At 68.5% G+C, this 21195-nt stretch carries 23 protein-coding genes; 17 read left to right on the top strand and 6 right to left on the bottom strand.

Annotation, left to right across the window (positions count from 1 at the left end; all coding sequences use genetic code 11):
• The first annotated feature begins 13 nt into the window (after positions 1–13).
• The 5 genes from NQ034_RS10595 to NQ034_RS10575 are packed head-to-tail and all read left to right on the top strand — an operon-like array spanning position 14 to position 3389.
• Complete coding sequence (locus NQ034_RS10595) at positions 14–1180, top strand: FUSC family protein (protein ID WP_257048788.1); 1167 nt, start codon at positions 14–16, stop codon at positions 1178–1180.
• Positions 1181–1185: 5 nt separating this feature from the next.
• Entirely contained in the window at positions 1186–1896 is a 711-nt protein-coding gene (locus NQ034_RS10590; RefSeq protein ID WP_257048786.1) for an AzlC family ABC transporter permease, read from the top strand.
• On the top strand, positions 1893–2234 hold the full coding sequence (locus NQ034_RS10585) for an AzlD domain-containing protein (protein ID WP_257048785.1): 342 nt from the start codon (positions 1893–1895) through the stop codon (positions 2232–2234). Before NQ034_RS10590 ends, NQ034_RS10585 begins: the two co-directional genes overlap by 4 nt.
• 34 nt (positions 2235–2268) lie before the next feature.
• Entirely contained in the window at positions 2269–2595 is a 327-nt protein-coding gene (locus NQ034_RS10580; protein ID WP_257048784.1) for a DUF2516 family protein, read from the top strand.
• A complete protein-coding gene (locus tag NQ034_RS10575; protein ID WP_257048783.1) occupies positions 2592–3389 on the top strand; it encodes an alpha/beta fold hydrolase in 798 nt (265 codons plus the stop codon). The genes NQ034_RS10580 and NQ034_RS10575 overlap by 4 nt, the downstream gene beginning before the upstream one ends.
• A gap of 15 nt (positions 3390–3404) precedes the next feature.
• Here NQ034_RS10575 and NQ034_RS10570 read toward each other — a convergent pair whose 3' ends face one another.
• Entirely contained in the window at positions 3405–4235 is an 831-nt protein-coding gene (locus tag NQ034_RS10570; RefSeq protein ID WP_257048781.1) for a class I SAM-dependent methyltransferase, read from the bottom strand.
• 50 nt (positions 4236–4285) lie between these two features.
• Here NQ034_RS10570 and NQ034_RS10565 point away from each other — a divergent pair, with 50 nt between their 5' ends.
• The 3 genes from NQ034_RS10565 to NQ034_RS10555 all read left to right on the top strand — a co-directional run bounded on the left by NQ034_RS10565 (position 4286) and on the right by NQ034_RS10555 (position 6986).
• Entirely contained in the window at positions 4286–5644 is a 1359-nt protein-coding gene (locus tag NQ034_RS10565) for a glycosyltransferase (RefSeq protein ID WP_257048778.1), read from the top strand.
• Positions 5641–6171, top strand: coding sequence for a YbjN domain-containing protein (locus NQ034_RS10560; RefSeq protein WP_257048776.1), 531 nt, complete (start codon positions 5641–5643; stop codon positions 6169–6171). The genes NQ034_RS10565 and NQ034_RS10560 overlap by 4 nt, the downstream gene beginning before the upstream one ends.
• A 71-nt stretch (positions 6172–6242) precedes the next feature.
• On the top strand, positions 6243–6986 hold the full coding sequence (locus NQ034_RS10555; RefSeq protein WP_257048775.1) for a phosphoglyceromutase: 744 nt from the start codon (positions 6243–6245) through the stop codon (positions 6984–6986).
• Between the two features lie 143 nt (positions 6987–7129).
• On the opposite strand, the gene NQ034_RS10550 is transcribed toward NQ034_RS10555, so the two are convergent.
• Together NQ034_RS10550 and phoU are read right to left on the bottom strand one after the other, a co-directional pair.
• The gene (locus NQ034_RS10550; RefSeq protein ID WP_257048774.1) at positions 7130–8002 is read right to left on the bottom strand and encodes a putative endonuclease domain-containing protein; all 873 of its coding nucleotides are present in this window, start codon (positions 8000–8002) and stop codon (positions 7130–7132) included.
• Between the two features lie 566 nt (positions 8003–8568).
• Positions 8569–9231, bottom strand: a complete 663-nt coding sequence (gene phoU / locus NQ034_RS10545) for a phosphate signaling complex protein PhoU (RefSeq protein ID WP_257048773.1) — start codon at positions 9229–9231, stop codon at positions 8569–8571.
• Between the two features lie 180 nt (positions 9232–9411).
• Between phoU and NQ034_RS10540 the strand changes: the two genes are divergently transcribed.
• Positions 9412–10671 carry a sensor histidine kinase gene (locus tag NQ034_RS10540; protein WP_257048771.1) on the top strand — a complete coding sequence of 420 codons (1260 nt, stop codon included), beginning with the start codon at positions 9412–9414 and terminating at the stop codon, positions 10669–10671.
• Positions 10672–10683: 12 nt separating this feature from the next.
• The gene (locus NQ034_RS10535; protein WP_257048770.1) at positions 10684–11364 is read left to right on the top strand and encodes a response regulator; all 681 of its coding nucleotides are present in this window, start codon (positions 10684–10686) and stop codon (positions 11362–11364) included.
• A 162-nt stretch (positions 11365–11526) separates the two neighbouring features.
• Here the strand turns inward: NQ034_RS10535 and NQ034_RS10530 are convergent, their stop codons facing one another.
• On the bottom strand, positions 11527–12126 hold the full coding sequence (locus NQ034_RS10530; protein ID WP_257048769.1) for a hypothetical protein: 600 nt from the start codon (positions 12124–12126) through the stop codon (positions 11527–11529).
• Positions 12127–12287: 161 nt separating this feature from the next.
• Here NQ034_RS10530 and NQ034_RS10525 point away from each other — a divergent pair, with 161 nt between their 5' ends.
• The 3 genes from NQ034_RS10525 to NQ034_RS10515 all read left to right on the top strand — a co-directional run bounded on the left by NQ034_RS10525 (position 12288) and on the right by NQ034_RS10515 (position 14427).
• Positions 12288–12770 carry a CarD family transcriptional regulator gene (locus NQ034_RS10525; RefSeq protein WP_257048768.1) on the top strand — a complete coding sequence of 161 codons (483 nt, stop codon included), beginning with the start codon at positions 12288–12290 and terminating at the stop codon, positions 12768–12770.
• Positions 12771–12894: 124 nt separating this feature from the next.
• The gene (gene ispD, locus NQ034_RS10520) at positions 12895–14088 is read left to right on the top strand and encodes a 2-C-methyl-D-erythritol 4-phosphate cytidylyltransferase (protein WP_257048767.1); all 1194 of its coding nucleotides are present in this window, start codon (positions 12895–12897) and stop codon (positions 14086–14088) included.
• A 117-nt stretch (positions 14089–14205) separates the two neighbouring features.
• Positions 14206–14427: an XRE family transcriptional regulator gene (locus NQ034_RS10515; protein WP_257048766.1), complete on the top strand. Its 222-nt coding sequence runs from the start codon at positions 14206–14208 to the stop codon at positions 14425–14427.
• A gap of 88 nt (positions 14428–14515) precedes the next feature.
• Here the strand turns inward: NQ034_RS10515 and NQ034_RS10510 are convergent, their stop codons facing one another.
• Positions 14516–15157, bottom strand: coding sequence for an MBL fold metallo-hydrolase (locus NQ034_RS10510; protein WP_257048765.1), 642 nt, complete (start codon positions 15155–15157; stop codon positions 14516–14518).
• A complete protein-coding gene (locus tag NQ034_RS10505) occupies positions 15157–16248 on the bottom strand; it encodes an S-(hydroxymethyl)mycothiol dehydrogenase (protein ID WP_257048764.1) in 1092 nt (363 codons plus the stop codon). Before NQ034_RS10505 ends, NQ034_RS10510 begins: the two co-directional genes overlap by 1 nt.
• A 260-nt stretch (positions 16249–16508) precedes the next feature.
• On the opposite strand from NQ034_RS10505, the gene adhP reads away from it, so the two are divergent.
• The 4 genes from adhP to NQ034_RS10485 all read left to right on the top strand — a co-directional run bounded on the left by adhP (position 16509) and on the right by NQ034_RS10485 (position 20994).
• A complete protein-coding gene (adhP, locus tag NQ034_RS10500) occupies positions 16509–17531 on the top strand; it encodes an alcohol dehydrogenase AdhP (RefSeq protein WP_257048763.1) in 1023 nt (340 codons plus the stop codon).
• A gap of 150 nt (positions 17532–17681) precedes the next feature.
• On the top strand, positions 17682–19166 hold the full coding sequence (cysS, locus tag NQ034_RS10495) for a cysteine--tRNA ligase (protein ID WP_257048761.1): 1485 nt from the start codon (positions 17682–17684) through the stop codon (positions 19164–19166).
• Positions 19166–20113 (top strand): 23S rRNA (guanosine(2251)-2'-O)-methyltransferase RlmB, encoded by a 948-nt coding sequence (gene rlmB / locus NQ034_RS10490; RefSeq protein WP_257048760.1) that lies wholly within the window; start codon positions 19166–19168, stop codon positions 20111–20113. The genes cysS and rlmB overlap by 1 nt, the downstream gene beginning before the upstream one ends.
• A gap of 116 nt (positions 20114–20229) precedes the next feature.
• Positions 20230–20994, top strand: a complete 765-nt coding sequence (locus NQ034_RS10485; protein WP_257048759.1) for a YceI family protein — start codon at positions 20230–20232, stop codon at positions 20992–20994.
• Positions 20995–21195 lie beyond the last annotated feature (201 nt).

Below are 21195 nucleotides of genomic sequence, written 5' to 3'. Positions count from 1 at the left end.
TGTCTGAAAAGGGGTGATCGGACTGAACGGACACGGACGCGGCACCGGCGCCGCAGGGATCGTCCGGCGGGTCGGCCACGGGCTGCACCGCGGCGGTGAGTACTTCGAGACCCGTGCGCGGATGGGCGGCCGGCGCCTGGGCAACAACTGGCTGCAGCTGGCCCAGGTGGTCGCCGGCGCTGCCATCGCCTATGCCTTCTGCTATTACGTGCTGGGGCACACCTACCCGTTCCTGGCCGCGGTGGGCGCCGCCGTGGGGACCGGGGTGATCGCCGACCGCAGGGTCCGCCGCGCCCTGGAATATCTGTGCGGTGCCACCGCCGGCGTGCTGGTGGGCGAGGCGATGGTCAACATCTTCGGTTCGGGCGTATGGCAGCTGGCCATCGTCATGACAATCGGACTGACGATCGGCACGCTCATCAACTCCGGCGGCATCTTCGTCACCCAGGTGGGCATTCAGTCGATCTACGTCGTCACGGTGCCACCGGAGATCGGCGCGCACCCCTTCGACCGCACACTCGACGCCGTGGTCGGCGCGGGACTGGCCCTGCTGATGGCGCTCGTGGTGCCCGGCGATGCGCGCAAGATCCCCCGCTATCGCGCCGCCACCATGCTCGAGGAGATCGCCCAGCTGCTGACCGACTGCGGCTCCGCGCTGCGCACCGGGGACAAGAGCGCCGAGCGCAAGGTGCTGGCCCGCGCCAGGGACACGCAGAGCCTGATCGACGACTGGCGCTCGTCTCTGCGGATCTCCCAGGAGGCCACGCGGATCAACGCCCGCGCCAGGCGGCACGCCGCCGAGGTCAACCGGCTGGCGCGCGCCTGCGAGTACGCCGACCGGGCGATTCGGACCACGCGGATCATCGCGCGCCGGGCCGTGACCGTGGCCAATCCGGAGCACCCCCGCCCCGAAGTGGGGGATCTGATGGTCGATCTGGGCGCGGGTGCTGACAAGCTGTGCGCAGCGCTGCGCCGCGGCACCCCGCGGGTCGGCGCCGAGGCCTATCTCTCGCAGGTCGCGGCCCGCCTGGATCCGAAGGCCGAGCACTTCGTGGACATCCACGACGAGACGCTGGTCATCCTCATGCGCCTCTTGGTCGTCGATCTGCTGCAGGCCTCGGGGATGACCGATAAGAGCGCGAACGAACAACTGCCGGCGTTCCGGGTCGACGAGGAGTGAGCGGCATGATCGCCGGGGTCTCGCCGGCCCGGGTCCGTGAGGCGTGCGTCATCGCCATCACCGTCGGCACCGTCGGACTGTCCTATGGGGCGCTCGCAGCCACCGCGGGACTGGCCCCCTGGCAGACCCTGTTGATGGCCGGCCTCGTCTTCGGCGGGGCCTCGGAGCTGACGTTCACCGGGGTCATCGCCTCCGGCGGGTCCCCGGTGGCCGGCGCCCTGGGCGCGGTGCTGGTCAATACCCGCAACCTCGCCTTCGGACTGGCCACCGGACCTGCGCTCAAACGTGGCGCCGCCTCCTATCTGGGCGCCCATTTCCTACACGACGAGCCCTCGGCCTTCGCCGCGGCCGTCTCCCTCGACGTGCCGCCGGGGCCCGAACGGCGCAGGGCCAGGGCGAACGCCTTCTGGCTGCTGGGCGTGCTCGACCTGGTGTTCTGGCTCATCAGCTCCATGGCCGGACAGTGGCTGGGCTCCGTCATCGACGCGGACGCCCTGGGACTCGATGCGGCCTTCCCCGTCATCCTGGTCTGCCTGGTCCTGGGCTCCCTGCGGGATCGTCCCGCCCTGGCCGCCGGCCTCATCGGAATGCTCGTGGCCTTCCTGCTGATTCCGCACCTGCCGGCCGGGCTGGGACCGATCAGCGCCCTGCTGGCCCTGCTCCCCGTCGCCGCCTGGACGATGTGGCGGTCCCGTGGAAAGGGACCGAGGCCGTGAACACCTGGGAGTTCGTCATCGCCCTGGGCATCATGATCGCCGGCACCTACGGGGTGCGCCTGCTGGGTGTGCGGATTGGTCAGCGGCAGGCCGACAAAGCCGATTTCATGACCGGCCCCAGTCCTGTGACCGTCTGGTTCGAACGTGCCGTGGTCGTCCTCATCCTGGGTCTGGCCGTGGCCAACACCTTCTACCAGGGGACCGAGTTCGCAGGTTCCGCACGGCTGTGCGGTGTGCTGGTGGGGGTGGGAATCGCCCTGCTGCGCGCACCCATGCTGGTGGCCGTGCTGGTGGCGATGGCGGTGACCGCCGTGCTGCGCATCTTCGGCCTGGGCTGAGCGGTGTGAGCCCGTCGCACGGTAGGCTTGGGGCATGTCCGTGCTCAGCCTTTTCGCCAGTTTCCAACAGGCCGTGATGGTCCTTTTGTCCCTGGCCGCCTTCATCATCGAACTCGTGGCCTTCATCGACTCCCTGCGCTTCAAGGACGAGGTCTACCGCGCCGCGGGCAAGTGGAATAAGACCGGCTGGTGCATCATCCTGGGCATCGCCCTGGCCCTGGGCTTCACGGCGCTGCCGCCGATGAGCCGCGGCGGCTTCGGCATGCTGACGATCCTGGGCTTCGTCGCCGCCGCGGTCTACATGCTCGACGTGCGCCGGGCCCTGCGCGCAGTCGACCCCCGTTACCGGAACCGTCGATGAGCCGGGATCGGAACTTCCCCGGACCGGACACCGGCTACACGTCCACCTTCGGCACCGGCGATCCCGTCACCCTGTTCGCCCACGGCTTCTCCGGATCCATCCGCGATACCCGCCCGTTCTCCCTGGGCATGGCCGGAACGCGCGCACTGGTGAACCTGGGCGGCCACGGCGGTCGGCCCTCGCCGGGGCCGGACTGGACCTACCGGACCATCGCCGCACAGCTGTCCGCGGCGCTGCACACTACCGGGGCCACCAGGGCACTGGGCGTGTCGATGAGCGCCGGTGGCCTGGCACGGCTGGTGACCGAGGGCGACCCGGCCGCCTGCGGGCTGGAGAAGATCGCCTTCGTGCTGCCTGCCAGCTGGGACCACTTCACCCGGGAACTGGCGGCCCGGACAGCCCGCTACAGCGAGCTGTTGCGCACCTACCTGGACACGGGGGACCGGGAGGGGCTGACCACGGCCCTGCTGGCACGCGAACCCGAACAGGTTCGGCGGCTCGAACCGGCCCACGCCTGGACCAGGGCCAAGGTCGACGCGATCTTCGATACCGATATGCGCGATGGAATCGACCTGGCCCGCCGGATCGCGGTGGACCATCCCGAGGCCGCCGCCGGTTTCCCCGGCGAGGTGCTGGTGCTCACCCATGAGGAAGACCCCTCGCATCCGGTGGAGATCGCGCAGCAGTACGCGCAGGCCTTCGGCGCGCGCCTCGAGGTGCTGCCGCCCGGCTCGATCCTGTGGCTGGGGCGCTCGCGGGTGCGTGAGATCCTCATCGACTTCTTCAACGACTGAGCCCGCCGCCCGGGCTCAGCGCTCCAGGGGCGCGACGCGCTCCCAGGGCACGGTGACCTCGCCCAGGCGCCACCGGGCAGGGCCGTGGAGCACGGGTTCCCCCGCCTGTTTCAGGGCCCGGCACATGGCGATCCAACGCTGCCGCGGCGAGAACGTCGCCAGGGGTGCCGCCGTATACCAGGCGCGGTCCAGGGCCAGCAGCCACTCGTGCACCGGCTGGCCCGGCACGTTGTGGTGGATCAGTGCCTTGGGCAGCCGGTCGGCGACCTGGGCCGGGTGGTCGATGAAATCGGTTTTGACGCTGATCGTCAGCGTCGCGGGGCGGACAGCAGCCGCCGCATTCGCCGCGGGAATCGTCAGGAACACCGCCGTGCGCCCGATCTCATCGCAGGTGCCCTCGATGAGCAGGCCGTCGGCGGCCAGCCGGGCCGCCATCAGCGCCCAGGCGCCGGGGACCTCGGCCTCGGGATACTGCCGCAGCACGTTGTAGGCGCGGATCAGCACGGGGCGCTCGCCGCCGGGAGTGGGAACCTCGAAACCGCCGAGTGCGAAGTCGAGGCCGGCGCCGGCGTGCGCCGCCGCCACGGCGACCCGTGCCGGCTCGATCTCCAGGCCCAGGGTGCGCACACGCGGTGCGGTGCGCCGGAGCCGCGCGTGCATCTCCGCCGGTGTCGTGGCGGCTGCACCGAAGCCCAGATCCACCACCAAGCGGTCAGAATCGTGGCGCAGCGGAGACTCCAGGAGGAAGGCGGCATACCGGTCGATCCGGCGCAGTCGGTTGGGGTTCGTCGTGCCCCGGGTGACAGTTCCCTGGGGGCCCTTGAGATGGCGGTGATCGGGGTGCACGGTTCAGAATCCTACGCGCCCGGGCCGGGTCGGCCGTAGAATGGGGAACCGTGAGAATCGCTGTCCTGTCGCTCCACACATCCCCGGCCGCGCTCCCCGGACGCGGCGACGCCGGTGGTCTCAACGTCTATGTGCGCGCCACCGCGGGCCGGCTGGCGGCCCTGGGCCACACCGTCGACATCTTCACCGCGGACCCCGCCGCGGCCGGCCGGGCACCGGCGGACACCGTGTCGATGCCCCCGGGAGTGGCCATCCACCAGCTGGAGACCGCAGCGGTCGACAAGGACGACCTGGCCGGGCGCATCCCCGAACTGGCGCGCTGGCTGGCGGCCCACCCCGACTTCGTGGCTGCCGAGGCGGTCTGGGCGCACTATTGGATCTCGGCTCTGGCCGGGCTGGCGGCCCTTGACCTGGCGGGTACCGGTGTACGTGCTGCCGGGCACGCCGCTGCCGGTCGGACCGCCTGCGGGACCACCGGGACCACCCGGCCACCACTGGCCGTGACCTTCCACACCATCGCAGCGGTGAAGGACCGCGATTCGGGACACGCGGGTGAGCCCGCTGCGCGGCGGACGGCAGAGGCGCGCATCGCCGAGCGGGCCGATGTGTTGGTGGCCAACACCTCGGCCGAGGCCAATGACATCGCCCAGCTGCTGCACCCCGCCGCCCAGACCGTCGTCGCCCCACCCGGGATCGACCACGCTGCCTTCACCCCCGGAACCCGGGCGGCCGCGCGCCGGGCGGTCGGCCTGCAGGCGGCGGACCTGGTGGTCCTCTACGTCGGGCGGATGCAGTACATCAAGGGCACCGACGTGGCGATCGACGCCCTTGGCCGGCTGCGCGAGACGAACCCGGAGCTGGCCGCGCGCACGACTCTGGCGATGGTCGGCGCAGGATCCGGCGGGCCGACGGTCGAGGCCTTCGCGGAGCTGGCCGCGGCCATGGGGGTGGAGCAGAACCTGTACCTGCATCCGCCGGTGCCGGCCGAGCGGCTGGCTCAGTGGTATCGCGCCGCGGACGTCGTCATCGTGCCCAGTCGCAGCGAGTCCTTCGGCTTCGTCGCGGCCGAGGCCGCGGCCTGTGCGGTGCCGGTGCTCGGCGCCGCGGTCGGTGGACTGGCCCGGGTGGTTGCAGACGGGAGCACGGGGGTGCTGGTGCGCGGACACGAGCCGGAGGACTGGGCGGGCGCGCTCGAGGCCCTGTTGCTCGACCCCGAGCTGCGCACGCGGCTGGGTCGGGCCGCGGCCGACCGGGCGGGGCTGTTCGATTGGAACTGCTGTGTCGACATGGTGCTCGACGCCCTGGCCGAGGCCGCGGAAACCGCCGGGGCCGTCACGGAGGTCGGTCCGGTGGTGCGGTTGGAGGCCATGGCCTCGGATGAGGCGCGAAACGAGAGGAGCCTGCGATGAGCCGGGATGTGTTGAACCTGGAGGAAGCACAGAAAGTGCTGTTGGACTGGGCTGCGGGGGTGGGCGTCGAGGCCGAGGCCGCCGGGCCCTATCACTGGGCCGTCACCCTGCCGGGCACACACAAACTCAAGACCACCGTGTCGGTGAAGCTGAGCGAGCGCGGCGCCGACGTCCAGGCATTCGTGATCCGCCATCCGGATGAGAACGAGGCGAAGTTCCACAGCTGGCTGCTGCACCGCAACGGCCGCCTGCAGGCCTGCTCCTTCTTCGTCGACTCCCTGGGCGACGTGTATCTGCGCGCCCATGTGCCGGCCGCCGCTTGGAGCCAGGAGTGGATCGACGCGCTCATGGGCCAGGTGCTCAGCGCCGCCGACGAGTCCTTCGACGAGCTGCTGGTATTGGGCTTCCTGACCTCGATGAAGCGCGAATGGGCATGGCGGGTGGCCAGGGGCGAGTCCACCCGGAACCTGGCGGCCTTCGCGCACCTGTTGGACGGGGAGGACAACGAGTTCCTCGGGACGTTCTGAGGAATTCGTGTTGAGACGTTCGTTCTGAGACGTTTCCCAGGCGGTAAGCGCGGGTGTGGGAGAATGACGGCATGACCTATAACCTCGTGCTGCTGCGCCACGGCGAGAGCGAATGGAATCAGAAGAACCTATTCACCGGTTGGGTGGACGTCCCCCTCACCCAGCAGGGCCGCAGTGAAGCCGCCCGCGCCGGCGAACTGTTGACCCAGGCGGGTCTGGTGCCGCAGGTGCTCCACACCTCGCGGCTGAAGCGCGCCATCATCACCGCGAACCTGGCCCTGGAGGCCGCGGATCTCAACTGGATCGACGTCAAGCGCTCTTGGCGCCTCAACGAACGCCACTACGGCGCCCTGCAGGGCAAGAACAAGAAGGAGATTCGGGACGAATACGGCGAGGAGCAGTTCATGACCTGGCGCCGGTCGTTCTCCACCCCGCCGCCGGAGCTCGACGACGCCAGCGAATGGTCGCAGGCGGCCGACCCCCGCTACGCCAATCTGGGCGCGGCCGTCCCACGCACCGAATGCCTCGCCGATGTCATCGTGCGCCTGCTGCCGTACTGGTACGACCAGATCGTGCCGGACCTCCAGCTGGGCAAGACCGTGCTGGTCACCGCGCACGGCAATTCGCTGCGCGCACTGGTCAAGCACCTCGACGGGATCTCCGATGAGGACATCTCCGGGCTGAACATCCCCACCGGCATCCCGCTGCACTACGAACTCGACGAGAACCTGGTCCCGCTGGTGGCCGGTGGTACCTACCTCGATCCCGAGGCCGCGGCCTCGGCCGTCGCAGCCGTGGCCAACCAGGGCCGCTGACCCACCCCACTCACTGGCGGTGGCTCCACACATGCACGCGTGGCTCGATAAATCGTGAGTTTTCGAGCCACGCGGGCAGGTGTGGAGCCACCGCGCTGATGGGGTGCGCTGGTTGGCGACCTGTGCCTCCGGCCACGGCCGCATCAGGCCCGGCCCAGGCCTCGCGCAGCCCGCAGTCCCCGCCAGATGAGTGGGCCGAAGATATCGGGGTTCGTCACCTCGTGCCAACCGCACCGCAGCAGGTGGTACCCCTCGGCATAGATTCGGTCGGTACGTTGTTTCTCCCGTTCCAAACGAGCCATGTCCGCCGCACCGGTTGCATCTATGTATTTCTTTCGCCCGTCGACTTCCAATAGGCACCGGGTGCCTCGGATCAGGAAGTCGGCGACGGCGATGATCCGTCCGGTGGAGTCGCAGATCTGGGCCTGCTGTTCGACCCCCAGCCCCAGAGTATGGAATCCCAGATTCGCAAGGGCTTCAGCAGGAGACTCGGACAGACCTGTGCTGATCGCCAGGAGACGCGTCAGCCGCGGAACCCTACGCCCCAGATCCGTGGCCGTCGCCGTAGCCAGTAGCCGTGCCCGGCGTGCTTCCCGTTCTGACTGTGACAGGGGAAATGTGGACATTCGCCCGTCCAATCCCAGGACCGGCGTCCGCCGGTCGGCTTCGGGTGCCCCGTGATCGTTCGTGATCGGCGCCAGTACGCCGCTGAGGTATGCCTCGAGCACCATAGCCGCCTCGGACAGCGTGCAGTCCCGCGTGATGTCGAGGACGGTGCGTTCCACATCCGTCATCGCGATGCCGAGGTCCCCGGGGGTGATCGCCCCCGGCCACCGAGGGCCGAAGCGGCTGTCGAACCCGGCTCCGTCGAGGACGAAGGAGTTGGGAACCTGCCGCTGCCGACGTCGATAGGACTTGCCTGTTCGTTTGAAACGCGGATTGCTCATCTCAACCCGGTCAAGTGAGCTGTGGAATAGGGGCAGCCCCCACACCACCGCTGCGGAATGGTGACTCAACACGTCATTTTCCACAAACGGATACGCGGCGATCCTGCCGATGTGTTCCATTTTCTCACGCTGCTACCAGGGCAGTTCGGAGAGCGGATCGGGCTGCCCCTGAGCCGCACCAGGCGGGAGGCCGGGGCTGGGTCCGCCGGCCGGCAACGGCGGAAGGACAAGGACACGTTCGGTGATAAACGCACGGAGCCTGCAGTGGCGCGCGACACTGCAGCGGCGGCGCAGGACGTAGACGCCCTGGGAGAGGCGCTCGATGCAACACCCGACTGCATTCTGGACACTGCGGGGATCGATGCCGGCCGCGATTACCTCGGCGATGGTGAAGACGTTGCATGTGCTCATGCCGCCAGGCTGCTGCCTGAAACGGGGAAGGGGAAGCCCTCACCGGCCTCGTGTGGAAAACCCACCTGGCGCCTCGGCCGCTGTGACCCACAGTCGAGGTCACTTGTGACCTCTGGTCCACATATCCGGCGGGTGGCTCCACACTGGCATACGTGGCACGTAAACTCACGCTCTATCGAGCCACATGTGCATTTGTGGAGCCACCCGCCGGGGTTGGGGGCTGGTCAGGGGGCGGATAGGTCGGGCTCCCAACTGCCGGTGAGCAGATACTCGACCTTGTGGGAGACATTGACCGCCTGATCGCCGAAGCGCTCGAAGTAGCGCGAGACCAGGGTGGCGTCGGCGATCTGCGAGGGCGTGAGGTCGCCGGAGGACAGCTCCCCGATGATCGTGAATACCTGCAGGTGCAGGGCATCGAGCTGTTCGTCGATGGTGGCGATCATGGGCACCGCGGCCAGCCCCGGATTGTCGAGCAGCTGGACCTGGGCAGTACCGATCCGCACAGCCGCCTCGCCCATTCTGCTGAAGACCTCCCGGAAGGGCCCCGGCACCGCCGACTGCGGATAGCGGATGCGCACCTGCGCGGCGATGTGCCGGGCCAGATCGCCCATCCGTTCGATCGCCACGCTCATCTTCAGGGCCGAGACGACCACGCGCAGGTCCTGGGCCACCGGGGCCTGCAGGGCCAGCACCTGGACGGACAGCCGATCCAGGTCGGCCTGCCCGGCGTCGATCCTGGCATCGGCGGAGATCACCTGTTCGGCGAGTTCCAGATCATTCGTCTCCAGGGCGCGGGTGGCCCGGGAGATCTGCTCGGTTACCAGGCGGGACATCTCCACCAGCCGATCGGCAATGGTGTCCAGCTCCTGATTGAAGACTTCGCGCATGTACGGGCTCCTCCTCGTCCTGCTGCTCGTGCCCGGTCCGGGGCACATCGCCCTCAGCCTGGCAGGTGTGGCGGGCCGGGCGGTGAATGAGAACTTGCGCGGGGGTGAATTCCCGATGACGTCTCACTCGAGTCCCCCGCGGTGGTCGGATCGGGGCCCGCCGCCACGTATTCTAAAGGGGTGGATCTTCTCCTGTTCGGATTTCTCTGCGGGGCCGTCGGCCTGGCCCTGGGCATCGGGGGCATTCTGGCCTTCCGAGCCTCCGAACTGTCCCGGTCCACTGCCGATATGCACTCCGACGACGAGCTCCCGTCCGGTATCGCCGAGGTCCTGGCGGTGCTCTCACAGGCCGCGATCGTCATCGACGCCGGCGACGACGTCGTCAAGTCATCGCCGGCCGCTTACACCCTGGGCCTGGTCAAGGGCAGGGGCCTGGAGAACTCGGACCTGCTCGAGGCCGTGGCCCGGGTCCGCGCCCGTGGCCTGATCGAGGAGCTCGACTTCGAGAGCCGCCGGCCCGGCGGCATCGGCAGTCCCCGCCTGCTGCACGCGCGCGTCGCGCCCCTGGGGGAGGCCTATGTCCTGGTGCTGGCCGAGGACCTGACGGAGGCCAGGCGGGTCGACGAGGTCCGGCGGGACTTCGTCGCCAATGTCTCGCACGAGCTCAAGACACCGATCGGCGCGATGAGTCTGTTGGCGGAGGCGGTGACGGACTACAGCGACGACCCCGACGCGGTCCAGCGCTTCGGCAGCAAGATCCAGCAGGAGTCCGCGCGCCTGTCCCAGTTGGTCAAGGAGATCATCGACCTCTCCCGCGTGCAGGACCACAGCGGGCCAGTCAGCCAGGACCGGATCCGGGTGGCCGATATCATCGCGGACGCGGTGGATCGGGCACAGACCGCCGCGAGCAGCAAGGACATCGACATCGTGGTCGAGGTCGCGGCGGGTTCCGAGCTGGCCGGCGAGGACATCGAGGTCGAGGGCGACTTCGATCTGCTGGTCAACGCGCTGCGCAATCTGCTGGACAACGCGGTGAACTACTCCAACGGTGGTACCCGGGTGGGCATCGGCTACGAGGCCAGATCCGGCCAGGTCCTCGTGGCCGTGACGGATCAGGGCATCGGGCTGTCCGAGGCGGATCTGGACCGGGTGTTCGAGCGCTTCTACCGGGTGGATCCGGCGCGCTCGCGCAATACCGGGGGGACCGGGCTGGGCCTGAGCCTGGTCAAGCACATCGTGGCCACCCATTCCGGCGAGGTCAGGGTGTGGAGCCGCCTGGGCGGTGGATCGACCTTCACGATCGTGTTGCCCCTGGCGGGCCACAGGTCGACATCGGGTTCGCAGCGGGAGTTGCAGCGCGCGCGGCACGCGGGCACGGTTTTAGACGTTCATCCCGAGGCCCCGCCCACTGGCGTGGCGGGGGCGGAATCAGGAAAGTAGGAAGAATACACAGTGACACACATTCTGCTCGTCGAAGATGAGGAATCCTTCTCCGACCCGCTGTCGTTCCTGTTGGGCAAGGAGGGCTATGAGGTGACGATCGCCGATGACGGTCTGGAGGCGATCGCCAGCTTCGAGGCCACCGGCGCCGACCTGGTCCTGCTCGATCTGATGCTGCCGGGGGCCTCGGGCACCGAGGTGTGTCGGGCACTGCGGGCGAAGTCGAACGTCCCCATCATCATGCTCACCGCCAAGGACGATGAGATCGACAAGGTGGTGGGCCTGGAGCTGGGCGCCGACGACTATGTGACCAAACCCTATTCGTCCAGGGAGCTGCTGGCCCGGATCCGTGCGGTGCTGCGCCGACGCAGCGAGCCGGACCAGCCGGTCGAGGAATCGGTGCTCGAGGCCAACGGGGTGCGCATCGATGTCGACCGACACGTGGTGACCATCCGGGGACAGGAGATGGGTCTGCCGCTCAAGGAATTCGAACTGTTGGAGATCCTGGTCCGCAACGCCGGCCGGGTGATGACGCGCGGACAGCTGATCGACCGGGTGTGGGGCCAGGACTACGTGGGGGACACGAAGACCCTGGACGTCCACATCAAGCGGCTGCGCAACAAGGTCGAGCCCGATCCGACAGACCCCGGCCTGCTGGTGACGGTGCGCGGACTGGGCTATAAATTCGTCTGATCTCCCCGGCTGCCCGGTCGGTCCGGCGAGCGCCCGCACCGACCGGCCCGGCGCACGCCCGGTCGGTGCAGGGCGCGAAAACGGCACGCGAAAACGGCAGGGGCCCTGTCCGATGAACGATCATCGGACAGGGCCCCTGCCGGGTGAGTCGGCGGGCCGGGCTCAGTGCTCGGCCGCGGTCTCCTCGGCGTCTGCGGTGGCCGAAGGGGTCGCGTCCTCCGTGGCCGAGGCCGTGGCGCCCTGGGTCGGCACCAGGTCCTGGTAGTACCACAGGCCGCCGTCCTTGAGGTCACCGCCGGTGAGCACCTGGGCGGTGGCCTTGGTCGACTTCCCGTTGATGGTCATCTGGACGTCGGTCAGGGTGCCGGGCTTGTCCTCGAGGTTCTTGATGATGACGGCCTTGCGGTTGATCGAGCCGTTCTCGCTGGGCGCGTTCTGGGTGTTGGCCGGGTTGTGGTAGACGGCCTTGCCCGCGGGGACGGACTCCTCGACGGTCTTGCCCGCAACGGTCAGGGTGACCCGGGCGTCCTTGTCGGAACCGTTGACGACCGCATACACCAGCTGCGCCTGGGCATCGTCATTGGCGATGAGCAGGATATTGCGGACCGCGACGTCGTCGATCTTCGTCTGCTGCGCACCGTCGCCCGCGGCGTACTGGTACGTGTGGGTCTGCTGCGGTGAAATCAGGGCGGCGCACCCGCTAGCGGGGACGACCAGGGCGATTGCGGCGGCGGCGATGCCGAAGCGGGTAAGCCGGTTCACGTTCTCAAGCTCCTTGCAGAGACAACACAGATATTCTCCCGAAATTCTACCCACTTTTTGACGCTTTGTAGAACGAAGGGTGACCTTCATAATCCTTCCCCGCCCTTATTCTGAACGATTGTGCATGCTAAACTGGTGGTACGAAAGGGGACATAACCAGTATGAGTTTTCAGGTCGGCGACACCGTCGTGTATCCGCACCATGGTGCGGCTACCGTTCAAGAAGTCAAGAAGCGCGTCATCAAGGGCGAAGAGAAGCTTTATTTGAAGTTGGAGGTGTCCCACGGCGACCTGACCATCGAGGTCCCCGCCGAGAACTGCGATCTGGTCGGCGTCCGCGACGTCGTCGGCGAAGAGGGCCTGGAGCAGGTCTTCGAAGTATTGCGTGCGGACATCACGGAGGAGCCCTCCAACTGGTCGCGTCGCTACAAGGCGAACCTGGAGAAGTTCCAGTCCGGCGATGTCATCAAGGTCGCGGAAGTTGTCCGCGATCTGTGGCGCCGTGAGCACGACCGCGGACTGTCCACCGGTGAGAAGCGGATGCTGGCCAAGGCCCGGCAGGTGCTGGTCTCCGAACTCGCCCTGGCGGAGAAGAAGGAAGAGGACGAAGCGGAGAAGATCCTCGACGAGGTCCTCGCCGGCTGAGCCGCTGGGCCCGTGGCCCGTTTGACATCGATCCGCCCCGGTTCCACGTTTCACGTGGTGACCGGGGCGGATTCGTCTGACCCGCCGGCGCTGTGCGCCGCGCCCCGTCCCAGGAGGTCGGTTCATGGGCTTCGCCCTCATCATCCCCGCCGCCGGCTCTGGTTCGCGTTTGGGCGCGAGCCGGCCCAAGGCCTTCGTCGAATCGGCCGGGCAGTCCCTGCTGGCGCACGCAGTGGGAGGGGCCCTGCGCAGTGGCCTGTTCTCCCATGTCATCGTCGCAGCCCCCGTCGGCTGGCTGGACGCGGCGCGGTCCCAGGTCGATGCCGTCGTGGAAAGCCACACCATGACGGTCCCCGTTCCGCAGACCACGGTGATCGCCGGCGGTCGGGAGCGCTGGGCCTCGGTGCGCGCGGCTTTGGAGTACTGCGGCGATGCGCCCTGCGTGTTCGTTCACGACGCCGCGCGCCCGGCGGCCGGTCCCGAGGTCTTCGGCCGGGTCGCCGCCGCCCTGGCCGCGGGTGCCACTGCGGTGGTGCCGGTTCTGCCCGTGGTCGACACGCTGCGCACCAGCGCGGGCGATGAATTACAGGGTGGGGTCGATCGCGAGTCCCTGCGGCGGGTGCAGACCCCGCAGGGATTCCGCCGGGACCTCCTGGTGGCCGCCTATGCGGCCTGGGACCCGCTTTCCGGTGCCGGTCCGACGGACGATGCGGGTGTGATGGAGGCTGCCGGGCACCGAATCACCGCGGTCGCAGGTGAGGAACGTGCCCTCAAGGTCACCTATCCGAGCGATCTGCGCCTCCTTGCGGCCCTGGACCCGGACGCGCGGACCGCCGGGCCCAACGGCCCCGTGCCCAGAGTGGGCACCGGGGTGGACGTCCATGCCTTCTCCTCGGACCCCGAGCGGCCACTGATGCTGGCGGGTCTGGAGTGGCCGGGCGGGTTCGGCCTGGCCGGCCACTCGGATGCCGATGTCGCAGCCCACGCCTGTGCCGACGCCCTGTTCGCCGCGGCCGGGCTGGGCGATCTGGGCGCGCACTTCGGGGTGGACCGCCCGGAGTTCGCGGGCGCCCCCGGCACCGTCCTGCTGGCCGAGGCCGCGCGGATCGTGCGCGCCGCGGGTTTCACCATCGGCAGCGTGGCGGTGCAGATCGTGTGCAATCGGCCCAAGGTCGGCCGACGCCGGGACGAGGCACAGGAAGCGCTCGGCACCGCATGTGGAGCACCTGTGGCGGTGGCAGGCACGACCAGCGACGGGCTCGGGTCGATGGGCCGGGGCGAAGGGGCCACGGCGATCGCCACGGCAGTGCTCTACTGATACTTGAGGCCTCCAAGGCCCGCTCCGGTGCAGGGAATCCGTCGAAGAATCACCACCCATTTGGTGCCGCATTGTGGCACACTTGGCACAAAGTGAACCTGCACGAGGGGGAGCAGTATGAGTACCGGGCGCAGCCAGAAGGCGACTCATTACCTGAGCACGGCCGAAGTCGCGGACTACCTGGGATTGGCCAGTCGGGGGAGCCTGCCGAACAATCTGCCGGAACCGGACGCCTATGTGGGGCGGGCCCGTGGGTGGCTCGTCGAGACCATAGACAAGTGGAACGCCGCGCGCCCCGGCAAGGGCGGACGGCCCCGCAAACAGCGCCCGGCGGCCTGAAACAGACCGCCGGGCGCTGTGCTGTCCGGCTGTATCATCCGCGGGGCCTGACTCGTCCCCGCGAACCATGTGTGCTCGGGGAGCGTGCTCAGTGGCCGCGGGCGATCCACTCGTCCAGGTGGCCGGATTCGGCCGCGATCGAGGTGGAGTCCCCGTGTCCGGTGAGTACGGTGGTCTCTTCTGGCAGGCTGAGCAGCCGGTCCCGGATCGACTCGATGATCGTCTCGAAACTCGAATAGGACCGTCCGGTGGCTCCCGGCCCACCGTTGAACAGCGTGTCACCGGTGAACACCACAGGCCCCTCGGCGGCCCCCGAAAGGATGAAACAGGTCGACCCGGGGGAGTGCCCCGGCGTGTGCACGGCCCGCAGGGTGACTCCGGCCACCGGGAATTCGTCCCCGTCCGCGATGTCCCCATCCGGTGCCGTTCCGGGGTGGACCATTTCCCACAGCATCAGATCCGCATGGTTGAGGAGGACCGGCGGATCGCCCAGCGCGGCCTTGGCGTCAAGTGCGGCACGGACGTGATCGTCGTGCCCGTGGGTCAGCAGGATCGCCTTGACCCGGCGCCCGCCCACCGCCCGGGCGACCTCGGAGCTCGAATGCGCGGGATCGATGACGATCACCTCGGAGTCGTCGCCGACGATCCACACATTGTTCTCCACCTCCCAGGTGCCACCGTCGAGCGAGAACGTCCCCGCTGTCTGCAGGCGCTCGATCCGCGCGGCCATCAGAACTCCACCACGGAGCGCAGGACCTCGCCACGGCCCATCTTCTCGAAGGCCTGTTCGACCTGGTCGAGTGAGATGCGCTCGCTGACGAACTTCTCCAGCGGCAGGCGGCCCTGCTTGTACAGATCGACGAGCATGGGGAAGTCGCGTTCGGGCAGGCAATCGCCGTACCAGGCGGACTTCAGGCTGCCACCGCGGCCGAACACATCGGCCAGGGGCACGCTCAGTTCCATCTCGGGGGTGGGCACGCCCACCAGCACGACGGTGCCGGCCAGATCGCGGGCATAGAAGGCCTGCCGCCAGGTTTCGGGCCGGCCCACGGCGTCGATCACGACATCGGCGCCGAAGCCCGCGGTCAGTTCCTGGACCGCGGCGACGACCTCGTCCTCGCTCAGGCCCTTGGAGCAGATGGTGTCGGTGGCGCCCAGCTCGGTGGCGGCGGCCAGCTTCTTCTCATCGAAGTCGATCGCGATGATCGGACTGGCCCCGGCCAGCCGGGAACCGGCGATCGCGGCATCGCCCACGCCGCCGCAGCCGATCACGGCCACCGACTTACCGCGGGTCACGCCGCCGGTGTTGACGGCGGCACCGATCCCGGCCATGATGCCACAGCCGAGCAGGCCGACGACTGCGGGATCGGCCTCGTCGACCTTCGTGCACTGTCCGGCGGCGACCAGGGTCTTCTCCGCGAAGGATCCGATGCCAAGGGCGGCCTCGAGCTCGGTGCCGTCGGTCAGCGTCATCTTCTGAGTGGCGTTGAAGGTCGCGAAGCAGTACTGCGGTTCGCCCCGCTTGCACGCGCGGCACTCACCGCACACCGCACGCCAGTTGAGGACGACGAAATCGCCGACGGCCACGTGGGTCACGCCGGGCCCGATTTCGGATACGACGCCGGCGGACTCATGGCCCAGCAGATACGGGTAGTTGTCGCCGATCCCGCCCTGCCGGTAGTGGAAGTCGGTATGGCACACGCCGCAGGACTTGACGTCGACGACGACCTCGCCCGGCCCCGGGTCGGGGACGACGATATCGGTCAGTTCGGTCGGCTCTCCCTTGGCCCTGGCGATGATTCCCTTGACGATGGTGGGCATGCACTCTCCATTACGATCTGGCGCGACTGCGCGGCAAAACAGGTGTGTGGTCATCACCACAGATGTGGTCGGTCCAGTCTATGGACGCATAAACGCATCGTGCAACGTGCATGCAACTGGGGCCCGCCTACGGTGGTGCCACCGCACGAACAAGGGGCCGCCCGCTCACAGTGGATCGGGCCCGGCGCCAACGTCGAAGAAGACGCGACCCGGCACCGGAGGCTTTCAGCCCCAGCGGTACAAGGGAACACGGAGGAATCATGACCACGATGAAATCGGCCGTCGTCAAGCAATTCGGCCAGGACCTCGACGTCAACAAGGACGTCGAAATCCCCACCCCGGGCCGCGGCCAGGCACTCGTCAAGCTCATCTCGTCCGGCGTCTGCCACACCGACCTGCACGCCGCGGAGGGCGACTGGCCGGTCAAGCCGACCCCGCCATTCATTCCCGGCCACGAGGGTGTGGGCCGCGTCGAGGCGATCGGCGAGGACGTGACCGACGTGGCCGTCGGCGATCTGGTCGGCAACGCCTGGCTGTGGTCGGCCTGTGGTGACTGCGAGTACTGCCGGACCGGCTGGGAGACCCTGTGTGAACAGCAGGTCAACGGCGGGTACTCCGTCGACGGGTCCTTCGGCGAGTACATGCTCGTCGACACCAAGTTCGCCGCACGCATCCCCGAGGGGTCCGACCTCAACGAGATCGCCCCGGTGCTGTGCGCCGGCGTCACGGTCTACAAGGGCCTGAAGATGACGGGGGTGCGACCCGGTCAGTGGGTCACGATCTCCGGCATCGGCGGGCTGGGCCATATCGCGGTGCAGTACGCCGTGGCGATGGGCATGCGGGTGGCCGCAGTCGACGTCGCCGATGACAAGCTGGCGCTGGCCAAGAAGCACGGTGCCGAGGTCCTGGTCAACGCGATGAGCGGCGATCCGGCCGCGGAGATCCAGGAGAAGACCGGGGGCACCCACGGTGTGCTGGTCACGGCAGTGCACCCCTCGGCCTTCGGACAGGCGATCTCCATGACCCGTCGCGGCGGCACGATCGTCTTCAACGGGCTGCCCCCGGGCGAGTTCCCCGCCCCGATCTTCGACATCGTGCTCAAGGGCCTGACGATCCGCGGATCGATCGTCGGCACCCGGCAGGACCTGGAGGAGGCGCTGGACTTCTACGCCCGCGGCCTGATCCACCCGACCTTCCACACCCGCAGCCTCGAGGACATCAACCAGGTGCTCGACGAGATGAGGCATGGCAAGATCGAGGGCCGCGTCGTCATCGAATACTGAGTCGGGAGTACTGAGTCGGGAGATCACGGGAGGGATCGGCGCCGGCCGGTTCGAGAGCGGAGGCCCCGCGGAGGTGAGTGTGCGCACTCACGTCCGCGGGGCCTCGGCCGTGGGCGCGGACGCCCGGCCGTTGCCGGTAGACTGGGGTCCGTGACTATTGCGCTGTACAACACCCAGACCCGCACGGTAGAACAACTGCGGCCCATCACCCCGGGCCGGGTCGGGATCTACGTCTGTGGCGCCACTGTGCAGGGTGCCCCGCACATCGGGCACATGCGCTCGGCCGTGGTCTTCGACCAGCTGCGCCGCTGGCTGACCTACCGGGGCCTCGACGTCACCCTGATCCGCAACGTCACCGATATCGACGACAAGATCCTGAGCAAGTCGGTCGAGGAGGGCAGGACCTGGTTCGCCCACGCGTACCATTACGAGCGCGTCTTCACCGCCGCCTACGAGGCGATGGGCGTGCTGGCGCCTGACTACGAGCCCCGCGCCACCGGCCACGTGCCGGAGATGATCGAGCTGATCGGGCGGCTGATCGATGCCGGCCATGCGTATCCCGCCGCCGATGATTCCGGCGACGTCTACTTCGACACCGCATCCTGGCCGGACTACGGGGAACTGACCCACCAGCGCCCCGCGGATATGTCCCCGGCCGACGATGCGCCGCGCTACGGCAAGCGCAGCCCGCAGGACTTCGCCCTGTGGAAGGGCCACAAGCAGGGCGAGCCGCTGACAGCCTCCTGGAACACCCCGTGGGGCAGGGGCCGCCCCGGTTGGCACATCGAATGCTCGGCCATGTCGACGAAGTACCTGGGTGCCGAATTCGACATCCACGGCGGCGGTCTCGACCTGCGCTTCCCGCACCACGAGAACGAACTGGCCCAGTCGCGGGCCGCGGGCGACCCCTTCGCCCGGTTGTGGATGCACTCTGGCCTGCTGACCGTCGGCGGGGACAAGATGTCGAAGTCGCTGGGCAATTCGATCTTCGCCCACGAGCTGTTCGCCAAGCTGCCGGCCCTGACTGTGCGCTATTTCCTGTCCACCGCCCACTACCGTTCGGTCCTCGACTTCACCGAGGCCGCGGTGGCCGGCCAGCAGACCGCCCTGGACCGGTTCGCCAACCTGCTGAGCCGCGCCCGCGGCCTGCTCGGCGAGGCCGCCCCGGCCGTGCCCAGCGCGGCGGATGGCTATGCCGGCGTCGCCGCCCGGGTCCCGGATGCCTTCGCCGCGGCGATGGACGACGATCTGGCCATCCCGCAGGCGCTCGCTGTCGCCTTCGAACACCTGGGTGCCGGCTTCAGGGCGCTGGAGATTGCCTCGGCCCCGGGCGCAGGAGCGCAGACCCGTGTCGATCTGGCGCAGATCGTCGGCGAGCTCGAGCTCATGCTCGACATCCTGGGCGTCAACCCGACCGACCCGCACTGGGCGACCGGCGCCGGCGGGGACGACGCGGCACACGCTGCGCTCGACGCGCTGGTGGGAGCACTGGCCGAGGAAAGACTGGCCGCAAAGGCGGAAAAGGACTATGCGCGGGCCGATGGGATCCGTGCTCGGCTGGCGGAGGCCGGAGTGGCCATTGAGGACACCCCGGCTGGCTACCGCTGGCAGCTGAAAGACGAGGAGCAGGACTGATGGCCGCACAGGGGCGCCCCGGCGCGATGAAGAAGACGAAGAAGGGTCCGACCAAGGGCTCCGGTGGTAAGGGCCGACGGTCGTTGGAGGGTAAGGGCCCGACGCCCAAGGCCGAGGACCGGGTCTACCACAAGGCCTATCAGGCCAAGCAGGATCGGCAGAAGAAGGACGCGGCAGGCCGGGCACGACGGCACAAGCGCGAACGCGGGGTCGACACGGTGGCCGGGCGCAATTCGGTGCTCGAGGCGCTGCGACAGGGGATTCCCGCGACCGCTCTCTATGTGGCCCACCGGATCGAATCCGACGATCGGGTCCGGGAGATCATCGCGCTGGCGGCCGAACAGGGCATCAGCATGCTCGAGGCCACGAAGCCGGACCTGGACCGGCTGACCGACGATGCGATCCACCAGGGCGTGGCCCTGCAGGTTCCGCCGTACTCCTATGCCCACCCGGACGATCTGCTGGAACTGGCGGCCGAACGCTTCGAGACCCCGCTGTTGGTGGCGCTCGACGGGATCACGGATCCGCGCAACCTGGGTGCGATCGTGCGCTCGACCGCGGCCTTCGGCGGGCACGGTGTGATCATCCCCGAGCGCCGCGCTGCGTCGATGACGGCGGCGGCGTGGAAGACCTCGGCGGGTGCGGCCAGCCGGATTCCCGTGGCCCAGGTGGTCAACCTGGCCAGGGCTCTGCAGGAGTTGAAGAAGCAGGGCGTGTTCGTCCTGGGCCTCGATATGGACGGCGACGTCGAACTTCCCTCATTGAGCTTCGCCAAGGAGCCCATCTGCATCGTGGTCGGTTCGGAGGGCAAGGGGATCTCGCGGCTGATCGGCGACATCTGCGATCAGATCGTGTCGATTCCGATCTCCGCCGCGACCGAGTCCCTCAACGCCGGCATCGCCGCGGCCGTCACCCTCTACGAGGTGGCGAAGAACCGGGCGCAGTAGCCGGAGCTGTGCCGTCCCCGCCCATGCCCGGGCGGAACGTCCATAGCCTGGTGATTGACAGTTCAAGCACAGCTGCAGGGCAGGTCCCGGTCAGACCCGGTCCGTAGGCTGCGGCCATGACTGATCCGGCCGCATCGCGCAGACCCTGGTACGCCCGTCCCCTGCCCTGGGTGGTGACGGCGGTTGTCGTCGCTCTCCTGGCCGTAGCGGCATTCGCCCTACCGGCCATCTACGCGCGCAGCCAGAATGCGGGGGCACCGGAATCCTTCGATTCGGCGGAGCCTGCGGCGGAGGCGGGCGAATCGTCCGGAACAACCGGGACCGGTGGGCCGCCGGCCGGAGCCGCCGACCTGGTCGGCGCCTGGCGGGTTTCCGAAGGCTCCCAGGCCGGCTACCGCGTGGACGAGGTCCTCAACGGCAATGACGTCACCGTCGTCGGCCGGACCTCCAAGGTGACCGGGGAAATGACTGTCGAGGACAGCGGACCGGCCCTCGCAAAGGGCACGGTCACAGTGGACTTGGCTTCGGTGAAAACGGACTCGGAGCGCCGTGACGGGTACTTCTCCTCCCGGGCGATCGACACGAGGGCCCATCCTCAGGCCTCCTTCACGCTGGGCGAACCCGTCGATCTGGGCCGGGCCCTGGCGGGGGCCACCGGCGATTCGATCGAACTCGAACTCCAGGGGGAGCTGGAGATCAACGGGCAGAAGAAGCCCCTGACCGCCAAAGCGCGTGCCGGTGTCGACGGCGGCGGGCTGAGCCTCACGGGCAGTGTGCCCGTGACCTGGGCCGACTTCGACGTCGCGGCTCCGAACCTGGGGTTCGTCAAGGTCGAGGATTCGGGGACGGTGGAGTTCTCCCTCAAACTGGCCAAGGGCTGAGAACCGGACAAGGGCGCGCGGTCGCAGGCTGTTAGAACCGGTACCGGCGTCTTCGCATACGGAAACCTGCAGGGCCGCTCTGTGTCAAGCTGTGTGGAGTCACTCGGGCTAGTTTCTGACTGCTTCGTGCTCCGGCAGGTTGATACCCACGACGTGGGGCGGCTTCGGAGTCACCGGACGTGACTTGAAGCGTCCCCGGTG

The organism is Brevibacterium moorei, assembly GCF_024580735.1.
Classification (GTDB): Bacteria; Actinomycetota; Actinomycetes; order Actinomycetales; family Brevibacteriaceae; genus Brevibacterium; species Brevibacterium moorei.
The sequence above is the reverse complement of the archived record's forward strand: the minus strand, read 5'-3'. Positions and strand labels throughout refer to the sequence as shown.